General features: G+C 57.0%; 7 protein-coding genes. 3 read left to right on the plus strand and 4 right to left on the minus strand.

The window, feature by feature from the left end:
* Positions 1 to 385: 385 nt before the first annotated feature.
* A complete protein-coding gene (locus FLP30_RS02675) occupies positions 386 to 868 on the minus strand; it encodes a lipocalin-like domain-containing protein (RefSeq protein ID WP_149278475.1) in 483 nt (160 codons plus the stop codon).
* A gap of 205 nt (positions 869 to 1,073) precedes the next feature.
* Here FLP30_RS02675 and FLP30_RS02680 point away from each other — a divergent pair, with 205 nt between their 5' ends.
* The gene (locus tag FLP30_RS02680; protein ID WP_149278476.1) at positions 1,074 to 1,985 is read left to right on the plus strand and encodes a LysR substrate-binding domain-containing protein; all 912 of its coding nucleotides are present in this window, start codon (positions 1,074 to 1,076) and stop codon (positions 1,983 to 1,985) included.
* A gap of 131 nt (positions 1,986 to 2,116) precedes the next feature.
* Here FLP30_RS02680 and FLP30_RS02685 read toward each other — a convergent pair whose 3' ends face one another.
* Positions 2,117 to 3,292 carry an MFS transporter gene (locus tag FLP30_RS02685; protein ID WP_149278477.1) on the minus strand — a complete coding sequence of 392 codons (1,176 nt, stop codon included), beginning with the start codon at positions 3,290 to 3,292 and terminating at the stop codon, positions 2,117 to 2,119.
* Between the two features lie 663 nt (positions 3,293 to 3,955).
* Positions 3,956 to 5,434 (minus strand): methyl-accepting chemotaxis protein, encoded by a 1,479-nt coding sequence (locus FLP30_RS02690; protein WP_149278478.1) that lies wholly within the window; start codon positions 5,432 to 5,434, stop codon positions 3,956 to 3,958.
* Positions 5,435 to 5,912: 478 nt separating this feature from the next.
* On the opposite strand from FLP30_RS02690, the gene FLP30_RS02695 reads away from it, so the two are divergent.
* Complete coding sequence (locus FLP30_RS02695; protein ID WP_149278479.1) at positions 5,913 to 10,787, plus strand: EAL domain-containing protein; 4,875 nt, start codon at positions 5,913 to 5,915, stop codon at positions 10,785 to 10,787.
* A gap of 44 nt (positions 10,788 to 10,831) precedes the next feature.
* On the opposite strand, the gene FLP30_RS02700 is transcribed toward FLP30_RS02695, so the two are convergent.
* The gene (locus FLP30_RS02700; RefSeq protein WP_149278480.1) at positions 10,832 to 11,887 is read right to left on the minus strand and encodes an NAD(P)-dependent alcohol dehydrogenase; all 1,056 of its coding nucleotides are present in this window, start codon (positions 11,885 to 11,887) and stop codon (positions 10,832 to 10,834) included.
* Between the two features lie 324 nt (positions 11,888 to 12,211).
* Between FLP30_RS02700 and FLP30_RS02705 the strand changes: the two genes are divergently transcribed.
* Positions 12,212 to 13,423 carry an MFS transporter gene (locus tag FLP30_RS02705; protein ID WP_149278481.1) on the plus strand — a complete coding sequence of 404 codons (1,212 nt, stop codon included), beginning with the start codon at positions 12,212 to 12,214 and terminating at the stop codon, positions 13,421 to 13,423.
* Positions 13,424 to 13,551: the final 128 nt, after the last annotated feature.

Below are 13,551 nucleotides of genomic sequence, written 5' to 3' on the forward strand. Positions count from 1 at the left end.
TCTGACTGATGGCATGGCTGATCTTCCACGGCGGCAACCGGGATTACCCAATCGGATATCCGCCACGCTGACCACGCTTGACGAGATTTTTCTGCCAGCGCGGACTGCCGACAAAGAAGCAGGAACGCAGCAGACGACTGCTGTGGAGTGTGAGAGCAAAAGCGCCAGTCTCTCGCTTCCAAGCCCCTGACGCAAAACCATAGAGAGGCTTCAGCCTCACCTATACTCACAGTGATAAAAACGAGCCTTCTATATAGTGTCCTGCCAGAAGACAGCCACTCCTCCGCGCGCTACTCCACGGAAATGCTCCCCTCATGGGGTGGCGTGTGAAACCACCCCGAGGCCACTTAGGGAACACCACAGAGCCTAGCAGGCAGCGCAAGCTTTACGCTGCTTCCTGGGCTGCGCGCCGGAAGCGGATAATGCTGCGGGACATCCGGCCGCCACCCCAGTTGGGCATGCAGCGCCAAGGCGTGACCACATTGGCGTGCTCACCATCCAGCGACACAGTGCGGCGCTGCTCGGTGCCTACCCATTCCGGCGCCCATGCTGTTTCCACCTTGGTGATCCACTGATTGCCTTCAACACGATACCGACCGATATATGCCACCAGCGTACGCATCAGCACGGAACGTTCATCATCAGAGCTGGCAGGCTGTCTGCCCGACCCCTCGAGGTTGAACGCAACCCAGTTATCAGGCGTAAACACAACGCGGCCACGCGGCGCATCGCCCATGGCGTCGATCAGGTCTCCGCTTTCCTTGTCTTCCACCTGGTAGGACACAAGCTCCCACGTGCCGACAAGACCTTTTCTGAGCGTATCTTCCGTCTGGACTGATGTATCGGTAGTATTGCAGTTATTGGACATGGTCTCCCCACCTTGTTTTCGCCTCACCAGCCAGAAGCGGGGCAGCGAATTTCCCGCGCTTCATACCCTTGTCGAACCCCGCGCCAGCGCACTCTGGCGCGCAATACGGTTGGGCACAGCCTGACTATGCCCTCGCCCACAAGCGGCCCGGTAGCCTCACCCGGTGAAAATCGCTTTTGCGTGAGGCACAACAATGGAGTGACCAATGCCTTATGACGAAATCAGTGACCTGCGGTTTTTCACCATGCTGATTGAAGCAGGCAGTGTCACAGCCGCAGCCCGCAGCATGGGCACATCGCCTGCTGTGACCTCCCGCCGGTTGTCGCGGATGGAGGAGCGACTGGGTAGCAGCCTTGTCGTACGCACAACACGGCACTTTCGCCCAACCGAGACAGGCCGTGTGCTGTATGAACGCGGGGTTCAGATTGTTTCCGACGTTGACAAGCTGGAAGACGAAATTGCACAGGCCAACCAAAGCCCGCAGGGTAGCCTGAACATAGGCGCGCCGGTGGAACTGGGCCGCCGCCAGATTGCTCCTTTTATTGAAACATTCAGTGAGAAATACCCCAAGCTGAGCCTCAGTCTGGCTCTTGCGGGGGAAGGGCTGCACGATTCAACTGACTGCCTGGATGTGATCCTGCGACTGGGTATGCCCGACACACCGGGTGCCATCGTCACCCTGCTGGCAACAACACGGCGGGTACTGTGTGCCGCTCCATCCTATATTGAGCGCCGGTCACTGCCGCAGACCCCCCATGACCTGTCCAAGCATGACTGCCTTTGCCTGCGCCGCCACAAAACCATGACCGTGCTGAACAAATGGGTCATCGGAGATGATGAGAAGAAAGACATCGTCACCGTTCATTCCCGGCTTTCCAGCACCAGTTGCGAAATCATCCACGACTGGGCGCTGTCTGGCCGGGGCATTGCCTACAAGCTGCTGTGTGACGTGCACCACGATATAGAAAGCGGAAAACTGGCGCGTATTTTCCCTGACCTGTATGGCGAAAAAACCGACCTCTACGCCGTCATGCCGTCCCGCCAGCATGCCAGTGTGAATGTCCGCACCTTCCTGCATGAACTCAGGGAATTTTTGCGTAACACCGGAGGCTTTTGATGCCCTCATAACCACATGATAAAAAAGAATAAAAGTTTTTGATGAAGCTTTTTTCAAAAAGCTTTGAAGAGCATCACCTTTTTGGAAAAAGGTGACACCCAAAACTTTTCAAGAGTTTACAGAGTATCTCGTCAACGGCGGGCAGCACTCAGTTGCAACGCCACCGCTATGGCTGTCAGCCCAGCCCCGAACCAAGAGACCGCAGGCCACCCTCCATAGCCCCAAGCCAGAGAAGCCCCCGCAGCCCCCCCGGCACCGCCCAGAAACATAACCCCCATAAACAAGGTATTCAGCCGTGCCCGCGCCTCTGGCCGCAGGGCGTACACAATATGCTGGTTGGAAACCAGAACACTCTGCACGGCAAAATCCAGCAGGATGCACCCCACTACCAACCCGGTGAGTGACGTGACAAGACCCGCAACAACCCAGGACAGAAATGCCAGCCCTGTGCCCAGCAGAATAACGTAGCGAGGGCCATGAGTATCAGCGATGCGCCCGGCCAAGGGGGCTGCTAGAATACCCACTGCACCGATAATACCAAACAACCCTGCGGCCTCGGCCCCCATGCCAAAGCGGGGCTCCTGCAAATGCAGGGCAAGAATGGACCAGAAGACAGAAAACGCCCCAAACAGGCAGGCCTGTGTCATCGCGGCCAAGCGCAGGGCGGGCAGGCTGCGCCACAGGCCAACGAGTGAGAGCATAAGCGTGCCATAGCCATGCCGCACGACCGGCACGCTACGGGGCAGCACCCATGCCATCAGCCCCCCTGCCCCGGCAGAAAGCGGCACCCCTAGCCAGAACATGGCGCGCCACCCGGCATGATCGGCCACAAAACCCGCCAAAGTCCGGCTAAGCAGGATACCACACAGCAGGCCGGACATAACAACACCCACCGTAGCCCCCCGACGCTCGGGCGATGCCAGATGTGCGGCAAACGGCACAATCTGCTGCGCCACCGTCGCCGCAGCCCCAATACAGAGCGACGTGACAAGCAGCACCCCGATCGTGGGGGCCAACGCTGTTGCCACAAGGGCAAGAGTGAGCAGTATGAACTGCCCCACGATCAGGCTTTTACGTTCCAGCAGATCACCCAGCGGGACCAGAACGAACAGGCCCAAAGCATAGCCAAGCTGGGTTGCGGTGGGGATAAAGGCCGTCAATCGGCCTGGCAAAGCCGCCTCCATAACCCCCAGCATCGGCTGGTTGTAATAGATATTGGCCACGGCAAAACCCGTTGCCGCCGCCATAGCGAGGGTGAGCCCACGCCCTGCGGACGCATCCGGGCCAAGAGAGGGGGGAGTGTCCATATGCTGTATCCTGAGTATCATGCCCGCCCAAGCCATAAGCCAGCAGACCCGGCGCGGCATAGCCCGCAGAGCTTCACATCTGAGGAAGCCCATACGTTACATGCATAAATATTAGCTATTACAGCGTGGTTTTACCAATGAGGGATATTACTCTAGGCTATAACAACCACAAACGCAGCCCGGCCAGAAAATCACCCCGCCTGCCTTCTGCGACCAAATCCACCCTTTGAGCGATAGAGTACGGGCGACCTGCAACCACAGAACACCAATCAGCCCTCAATACTAAAGCCACATCCGTTCACAGAGATGGCTCCAGATCATTGTTTGATCGGGCATCTTTATTCGACCAAAAACGCCCATCCGCTGGGATGGTGCCTTACCTTTGGGGAAACTACTGCTCAGAGATTCTGCTCAGCCATCTTACGGCCGTACCACGGTAAGGCCCGTCATGCCGGTATATGGAAGACGTGGCTCCAAGGCAGGCCAGTGCCCATAAATATGACCCAAGCTGGCACTGTATAAGAGCCGAACAGGAAGACTCTGCCCACGGCACGATAAGGCAAGCACAGCCGGATCGAAGCGCCTGTGAGTGCTTAACTCAGAAGCCTTACGGAGGAGACGGGCAGCATTAATGCACCCGCCCACTCCTGACTGTGTGGTTATTTAGAAGCCTATCGCCTGCCGGGTTTTGCCGCCTTCCAGAAGCGCCATCCCGGACCGGCCAATACCCTGCCCACCGCCATGCCCGATGGTAAACTGTGCCACAAGCCGGGTCAGTTCATTAGCCATGGTTGACAGGTTATGGCTTGCAGCCGCGCTTTCCTCCGCCACGGCCGCATTTTTCTGGGTCGTGAGTTCCATGTCACCCATCGCGATGTTCAGTTCCCCAATACTCGCCGCCTGCCCCTGGGCTGCGGCTGCAATATTGGATACCAGCACATTGATCTGCGTGACCTGCGACACAATGCGTTGCAGGGAACTCCCAGCCTCCAGCACCAAGGACACACCCGCCTTAACCTGCTTGCCCGATGTGCCGATAAGGGTTGCAATTTCCTTTGCAGCCTCGCCCGAACGCTGCGCCAGGATACGGACCTCGTTTGCCACCACGGCAAAACCTCGACCCGAATCCCCAGCCCGTGCGGCTTCGACGCTGGCGTTCAGAGCCAGAATATTGGTCTGGAACGCCAGATCGTTGATGATCCCGACAATACTGGTGATTTCCTTGGAGGATTCATCAATTTTGTTGATCGCTTCAATCGTTGTCTGCACCACAGCACCCGCATGCTCGGCATCAACCCGCGCGGCATTCACAACATCATGGGCCTGCTGGGTTTCGTCCGTGGTCTTACGCACCCGCTGCGTGATCTGTGTCAGCGCTGCGGATGTTTCTTCCAGCGTGGCTGCCTGCTGTTCTGTCCGGCGCGAGAGATCATCAGCACTTTGCTTGATCCCTTCCGCATTGGCCATGACATCCTTGGTGTTGTTCGAAATCTGGCGCATGGCCTGCTCAAGCTGCTCGGCCGTTGCGTTAAAGTTTTGTTGCAAGGCCGCAACACGCTCAGGCAAGCCCTGGACGCGGTGTGTCAGGTCACCCTCCGCCAGCGCCTTGAGTGCCAGGCTGACAGTCTGGATAACGTCCTGATCTTCCTTGGACCGAATTTCACGCTCGGCCTGCGCAGCCGCGCGCGCCTGATCGGCAATACCATTCAGATGTGCAAAGTAATGGTACATGACCACAGCAACATCTGACAGTACAGATCGGGTCAGACTACCAACCAGTTCGCTCATATTGCCACGGAAACGGGGCTTCTTGCTCACAAGTGTCTGGAGGAGCCCGCCCGCATAGCGCGAATAAACCTGGCTCAGATAGCTGACGTAATCAACTTTCTCCGCCAGCCGGTGGGTGATTTTTTCCTGAATACCAAAGTAGGTATCATTGAAATCCCCCCGGCTGATGCAAGCAAATTTCTGGGTTTCTTCCGCCAGCACGTCACGCGGCATCTGCTGCAACGACGGGTCGGCTGCCCTATAGGCCGCAAGCAGGATCTGCTCCAGATCCTTATGTACAATGTCCCAGACAAGCTGTCCGCTTTTCTGGTCCGCGCTGCTCCATGGAAGAAGTGTTTCTTTTATATCAGTCATATTGCTGCGCCTTAGAGTTGCTTGCTCTATATTTCTTCGATCTAATAGTTATATTAACTATATGTCAATCATCCTCACGATCTATAAAAATAAAAAACAAAATTCTTGCTTTTTTATAAAATCATTCACTTGCATGGGGTTTTCCCAAACACTGGCATGAAATGCGGCACCGCGGCACCATAAAAATCATAAAAATATGGCACCAAACGCCATAAATCGTTCAGAAACCGCACAAGAGATGCCAAGAGTTCAAGATATAGAACAGGCTCTTCAAAAGTTTTCCACAGAATTTCATACGTAATATGTCACACAGTGTTACTTCAAACGCATTAAACACGCCTGTCATGTCATTTTACACTCTGAACACAATGGTCGAACCCAGCACAGCATGGTAACTGTCTGACAATCGAAGACAGGCGGCTTGCCGTGGCTATGGCAAGCAACGCACGACAGAACCCTCCATTATGCGGCATCTGGTGTGAAAACTCCTTCCCCCTCCCTATCTCCTGCTCTGGTCTCCCGTGTGCATATCCGCAAGCAGGCACGCAGCCTCCTGCACTATGTCTTGCCCGCAGTGGCCGCCGCCACGTCTGGGGTGGTTATTGAATATAATGAATACGAGCACGCACAGGCCACGGTTGCAGCCAATGCCACGCAGGACAGTATCGCCTACGCAACGCTGATTGCCGGGCGGCTGAACACCCGCTTTACAGAGCTGGAAATTGCCTCTGCCGTCCTCGGCGGAGCGGAAGGTGGGCCTGCCACCCCATCGCCCATGGTGGAACAGTCGCTCCAGAACTATCTGGCCGCCAACGCCCACAACTATACCTTTAATATTCTTTCGGCGGATGGGGAGCACATTCAGTGGTCAACAACGCCCCTGTCGCACGCCACTCCATCCGCGATGCGGGATTTTGCGCCTGTTGAAAAATCATCCCGCTATCTGCTCGGGCCTGTACATTATGTACAAAGCATGGACGCTATCGTGCTGCCCCTGCGCGTTCATGGGGTCAGCAACACCCAGACAGGCTATTTTCTGGCCTCGCCTTACAAGATCAGCCGCCTGCTTGATACGCAGGAACTCCCGCGGGAATATCGTAACTGGGTGTTCACGGTCATGGACACCCGCACCAATGCCCCGCTGCAGGCCCTGCCACCCTCGGACAAACACACCGGGCACACAGCCCCCGACAACACCCGCCTGGTGACGACACCTGTCATCGGCTACCCCTTTACCGTGCAGGTGCGCATAACCCCCCACCATATCTGGACCACTTTTCGTAAACAGGCAGTCAACCGCTGGGGGTCAGAAGGGCTGGTGCTGACCCTGCTCTTTGTCGGAATCGGGTTCATGATCCGCCGACAGGAAAAAAAGCAGAACCGCCAGCAGCAGCGCCTGACCGACTTTAACGCCTTTCTGGCCCAGATCAGCTACTGCATCAGTCAGGCGCAGGAAGAAAGCCGCCTGTTGCAGGATATCTGCGATCTGGCAATCCGCTATGCCCATCTGGACCTTGCCTTTATCGCCCGGCCCGATGCCTCGCAGCAGTTTCAGTTTCTGGCCGTTGGGGGCCAGCACGCCATTACGGACACTCTGTTTATTTCTGCCCGGGCCGACCTGCCAGAAGGGCAAGGTTCCGTAGGGCGGGTCTGGCGTAGTGCGCAGGCGATCTTCAACGCCTCTTTCGTCCAGAACGCGCACCTGGCCCCTTGGAAAAACTGGGCAGAGCAGCACAACCTGCATGCCAATGCGGCCCTGCCTATTATGCGCGATGGCAAGATCTGGGCCGTACTGAGCGTCTACCACAGGCAACCCGATATTTTTGACCACCAGCTACAGGCTCTGTTGCAGGAGGTCGCGACTGATATTTCCCGCGGGCTGGAAAAACTTTACAATAAAAAGCTGCAATCCGCGCTGCTGTACAATTCTGTTGTCGGTATTCTGCTGGTCAAGGACCATATCATTCAGCTTACCAACAGCCGGGTGGAGCATATGTTGGGCCTTCCGGCAGAAGCCCTCGTCAACCAGCCTGCCGAACTGCTGTTTACAGACCCGACAGAATTCGCCCGGGCCATCGCTGTCAACGAGACGCTGCAGCACAAGCACGAAACGCGCATTCCCAACGTCCGCCTAGCCCGTAAGGATGGCCATCTGCTGCTGGCTGATCTGTCAGGTGTGCGCCTGCATGATCTGTCGGGAGATGTCTCGGTCTGGACGATTGAAGATGTAACAACCCACGAGGTAGCCCGCCGCCTTTATCATGCGCTGCTCAACACGGCAGATGCCGTGCTACAGGCAACCGATGAAGCCGAGATGTGCGACCGCACCTGTGCTGACCTTGTGCTGGACACACTGTTCCACGCCGTCTGGATTGGCAGAATTGACAGCCGGGGCCATCTGGAAGTGCTCTCCCGCGCGGGTGAAGGCACGGACAGCATCCATGAGCTGAGTGCCTACATGAAGACCGGCTCCAGCCCTGTCCCTGTCATGCTCCGCGCCTGGAACACCCGGACACTGGTCTATAGTAATGACGAACTGGCCGACATGGCCAAGGCCCCCTATTACGCCTTTATTGAAAAAAGCCGCTGGCGTGCAGTCTTGTCTGCCCCCATCTGGCGGGCGGGCAAGGTATGGGCCATTATCTCCTTTGCCGCAGCACAAACCCAGGTATTTGACGCGCAGAGCATTACACTGTGCCAGCGCGTTGCCGACCTTCTGGGCCATGCACTGGACAAGCTGGATGCTCAAAACCGCATAGAAAGCCTACAGGAAAAAGAAGCCCAACGGGCCAGGCATGACCCGCTGACCGGCCTGCCCAACCGTCTGGCGCTGGAAGAATGCATGCCGCTGGCCCTGACCAGAGCCCGCGAACAAGGGCGTGGGGCAGGCATTTGCATGCTGGACCTGGACGATTTCAAACAGGTCAATGACACCTATGGCCACGAAGCAGGCGACCACCTGCTGCAACAACTGGCCCAACGCCTTGTGCAGAGCCTCCGCCCAACAGATTTTGTCGCCCGCCTGGGTGGGGACGAATTTGTTGTCGTCCTGGAAGAACTGGATGCACTGCTGCCCATTGCACAGGCGACAACAGTACTCAACACCCTGCATACTGCGGTTGAAACGCCTTTCCAGGTCACGCCCGAAGCCACGGCCAGCGTCGGCATGACCCTCGGCATGGCTCTGTACCCACTGGATGGGGAAGACCCAGACACCCTGCTGCGACGGGCTGATGCTGCCATGTATCTGTCCAAGCAGACCAAGGCCACCCGCACCACCTGGTGGCGTCTGGCCAGCGCCCTGCCTGCCCACCCCAGCGCAGAAGAAGTACAGGTCCACACCTTTGATGCCTACGGGCCAGAGGCCCGGGACCTGCTGACCCGCGCCAAAACTTTTCTGCTGCACATCCAGCAGGATTTTGTCGAACAGTTCCACGACAATGTACGTGACCGGGCTGAATGGCAAAAGCTCTTTAGCAGCATGACAGAATCTGAACGTACAGAGCTACGTCATGCCGATATGGAGCACCTGCAACTCCTGCTGGCACCAGAGACACAGGAAGCCGATATCCTCAAGGCTGCTAACCCTCTGGGGGCATCGCGCGCACTCAGCGGCGTCGACCCTGTCATGCTGACTGAAATATACAGCACCTACAGGCGGCAACTAATTGACAGCATGGATAAAGCCATGCTGCGCGCCTACGACCGCTACCACATTTTGCTGACAACCGAGATCCGCCTGCAGGAAGACAAGGCCACCCAGCTTGCCATCGGCCAGAAAATAGAACAGCAGTATTTTGCCCAGCTTTCCGCCCCCATGCCTGACCTGTCCAGCACATGGCCCGATGCCTGTGCTCAGGCAATCAATGCTCTTGGTCAGTTAACTGGTATTCAGGCCGTTATCCTTTACCGGAAAGATGCTGACGGCAAACCGCTGATCGAAGCCAGCGCCGGACCGCTGGCACAAGATTTTGTGCAGATTCTACAAACAAGTTTTGCACAGCCCCCCACGCAGGATACGCTGGATTGCAGTTCTATTACCGCACAGGCCTGGATGTCGGCGCAAATTACCAGCACCCCATCCTATGCTCTGGACCCACGTACTCCAAAATGGCGTGATACCGCCCTGCAACTGGGCTTCCGCTCAGCCCTGAGCATACCGCTAAGGGAGGAAGGCGGACAGGTCAGCGCCGTGCTGACCCTGCTTGGCGGGTATCCCAACCAGTTTGAATCCCTGATGATGCGGCAGTTTGCCCACGGGTTGCAGCAACGATGGGAGCAGATTTCCCAGCGGTACCATCGCCAGCCCGCACCTTCTGTCACACAGGAGCGCTCGCAGCATTTGCGCAGCCTGCTGTTTGCAGGCGGGCTACGCATGTTTGTGCAACCTGTCATAGACTTGCAGTCCGGCGCGCTGCTGGAAGTGGAAGCACTGGCCCGGATAGAAGACACCGACGGGCAGATTATTTCCCCCGCCATGTTCCTGCCCCTGCTAGGCCGCAACGAACTGGACCAGCTTTTCTACAAAGGTCTGGAGCAGGCTCTGACGTCCCTGTCACAATGGGACAAGGACGGGCTGCATACCAACCTTGCCATCAATCTGCCTTCCACCTTCCTCCTGAATAATGATGGGCCGCAGAAAATTGCTGACATGCTGGCCCAGTATCACATAGAGCCGCATCGGCTTGCTGTGGAACTTCTGGAAACGCACAGTCTGGATTACAAAACGCAGGCAAGCACCATCCGCCAGTTCAAGGAACGCGGGATACAACTGGCGATTGATGATCTGGGGTCCGGGCATAGCAGCCTGCTGCGACTGTCCTCCCTTCCCTTTGACATCATCAAGGTGGATCAGGCGCTGCTCCGCCACCTGCACGACATGCCGTTGCAAATTCTCAGCGTGGTGAAATCCATTCTCGATATGGGCAAGGATTTTCACAGCCGCGTTGTGGTGGAGGGACTGTCGGATCAGGAAGTCATGGATGCTGTCAGTCATCTTGGCCACTGCTATGGCCAAGGCTATGGCATTGCCCGCCCCATGCCTGCGGCAGACCTGCCCGGCTGGTATAAGGAACACCAGGCGACATACCAGCAGAAAACCGTGCAGGCTGATATTAACAGTGATCTTGCGGCTCTTGCCTGCCACTGGATCACCCTGCGCAACCAGACGGCAGCAGGGTCAACCGTGCCCGACCAAGACCCCATGATCCGCTGGTTTGCTACGCAGAACCTGCAAAACTCTGACGCGGCACGCTGGCACCAGCAAAGCTGCCAGACCCCACCGGTGCCCGGTGCAGCCGCAAAGCTGACAGCCTGGCTGCTGGAGCGCCTGCGTAAAAACCCGGTATCGTAAGCAAAACCACGCCTGGTGCGTAACACCAGGCATGGCGGTGCCAGTCAGGCGTGGGCTGGCATGCTGTCCATATCAATAACAAAGCGGTATTTAACGTCAGAGCGCAGCATACGCGTATAGGCGGTCTCGATCTCCTCCATACGGATCATCTCGATGTCGGAGGTAATGCCATGTTCACCACAGAAATCGAGCATTTCCTGTGTTTCCGCGATCCCGCCAATCAGCGACCCGGCAAAGTTGCGGCGTTTGAAAATAAGGCTGAACACAGACACAGGCATGGGGTCTTCCGGAGCACCAACCTGCACCAGTGTCCCTTCACGCTTGAGCAGGCCCAGATAGGTATTGATGTCATGGTTGGCCGCCACGGCATCGAGAATAAAGTCAAACCGTCCCTGCTCCTTGGCCATAGCCTCCGGGTCCTTGGACAGAACGACCTCATGCGCGCCCAGACGTTCCCCATCTGCGACCTTGCTGGCCGATGTGGTGAACAGAACAACCTCGGCCCCCAGCGCACGGGCAAATTTGACCCCCATGTGCCCAAGACCGCCCAGACCAACAATACCGACCCGCATACCCGGCCCCACCTTCCAGTGCCGCAGGGGGGACCAAGTGGTAATGCCAGCACACAGCAGTGGTGCCGCAGCGGCCGGGTCCAGTGTTTCGGGAATGGACAGTACAAAACCCTGATCCACCACAACGGCTTTTGAATAGCCGCCAAAGGTCAGACCGCGACCATGTCTGTCCTCACCATTATACGTGCCGACAAAACCTTCCTCGCAGTACTGTTCAAGCCCTTCCTGACAACTGGCACACTCACGGCAGGAATCCACCATACAGCCCACACCGACCAGTTGCCCCGGTTTGAAGCGGGTGACGGAACCGCCGACCTCTGCCACACGGCCCACAATTTCATGCCCCGGCACGCAAGGGTAGAGCGTATTGCGCCATTCATTACGGGCCTGATGAATGTCGGAGTGGCAGACACCGCAGTATAAAATATCAATCCGGACGTCATCAGGCCCGGTATCACGGCGCTCAAAGGACAGGGGCGCCAACGGCGCGTCTGCTGCTGTTGCAGCGTAGCCGACACAGGTAAACATGGTCCGATCCTTTCTGGCTGATATCCAACTTTTCTGCCCTCTTGCCCGCCAGACTTCAAGGCCGGGGGGCCGGACCTGTGCTTTCTCCCTTCAAACACAGGGGCCAGCGCGTTAAACCCCTGAACCCGACAGGGTTGAAAAACCCCGCACCACACCCTCCGGACCAGCCCACACCATGCCCTGACCGCACACATCACAAGCCTGTCATACTCCGCACGACTCTTTGTCGTTACCCTCCACCATGCTGCTGGCACCGTACTTCATCCGTGCAGTGCTGCTATAGGCCCAGCCCTTGCCAACGCCCTTAACAACCTGGATTTCTGGATGACCTCCGACACACACACACCATCGCCTACCCTGACCGCTGTCCAACCGCCCCATGGGGCCGCACTTGCCTTCCTGACCCTGACATTTGGCACTTTTGTTGTCGGGACAGGGGAGTTCGCAATCATGGGCATGCTGCCGCAATTTGCATCGTCCCTGCATGTTTCAACCGCCGATGCAGGATACGCCATTACGGCCTATGCCATGGGGGTTGTGATCGGGGCCCCCGTTATCACCATCCTGGGGGCACGGCTGTCACGCCGGACACTGCTGCTGATCCTGTTCCTGTTTTTCTGCTTCGGCAATTTCCTGAGTGTGCTTATGCCCAGCGCACCCCTTGTTGAAATTGCCCGTTTTGTCACCGGTCTGCCCCATGGGGCATTGTTTGGTATTTCCGCACTGATCGGCGCATCCATGGTGGAACGGGCCAGACGCGGGTGGGCTGTCGGGCGGGTCCTGTCTGGCATTGCCATAGCAACCCTGATCGGCGCGCCATTTTCCACCTTTGCCGCCGACCATCTGGGCTGGCGGCTGGCCTATGCCCTGATCGGCCTTGCGGGGGGCCTCACCTTTCTAGCCGTCAAACGCTATATTCCTGCCGACAAGCCTGACCTGGCAAACTCCCCCCTGCGGGAGGTCAAAGGCCTGCTCAACGCGCAGGTTCTGCTCACCCTGCTCACAGCAGCCATCGGTTTTGGGGGTATGTTTGCCCTGTATACCTTCCTGACCAGTATTTTGCAGAACGTCACCCATGTGCCTGAGTGGATGGTCATGGTCTTTCTGGTCATCTGGGGGTGTGGCATGCTTGTCGGGGCCAATGTGGGGGCATGGGTTGTTGACCGTACCCTGAACACCGCTGTCATACTGGCCCTGGTCGGCAGTGCCGCAACCATGCTGGCGTTTAGTGTGCTGCTACACAGCCCCTGGATGCTGCTACTGGATATCTTCCTTGTACCCAGCTTTGCAAACGCCTTGGGGCCTGCCCTTCAGACACGCCTGATGGATTATGCGGGAGATGCACAGACACTGGCAGCCTCCCTCAACCACTCTGCCTTCAACATTGCCAACGCCCTTGGCGCGTTGCTGGGCAGTGCTCTGCTCGCACAGCATTACAGCTACAGCACGCTGGGACTGGGTGGTGCGTTACTGTCTGCCGGTGGTCTGGTTGTTTACTGTGTGGCGCTTTTGGACCTGAAAATGCAAAAGCAGTAACAAAGACTTTCAAAAGAACGTCGCCTTTTTGAAAAAAAGGCGACACCCAAAAACTTTTATTTTTTTATGAGAATAGCTTTGAAATACGTCTTATATTGTCAGAGCTATTTTTAAAATAAGACACTCTA

Source organism: Acetobacter vaccinii, assembly GCF_008365315.1.
Classification (GTDB): domain Bacteria; phylum Pseudomonadota; class Alphaproteobacteria; order Acetobacterales; family Acetobacteraceae; genus Acetobacter; species Acetobacter vaccinii.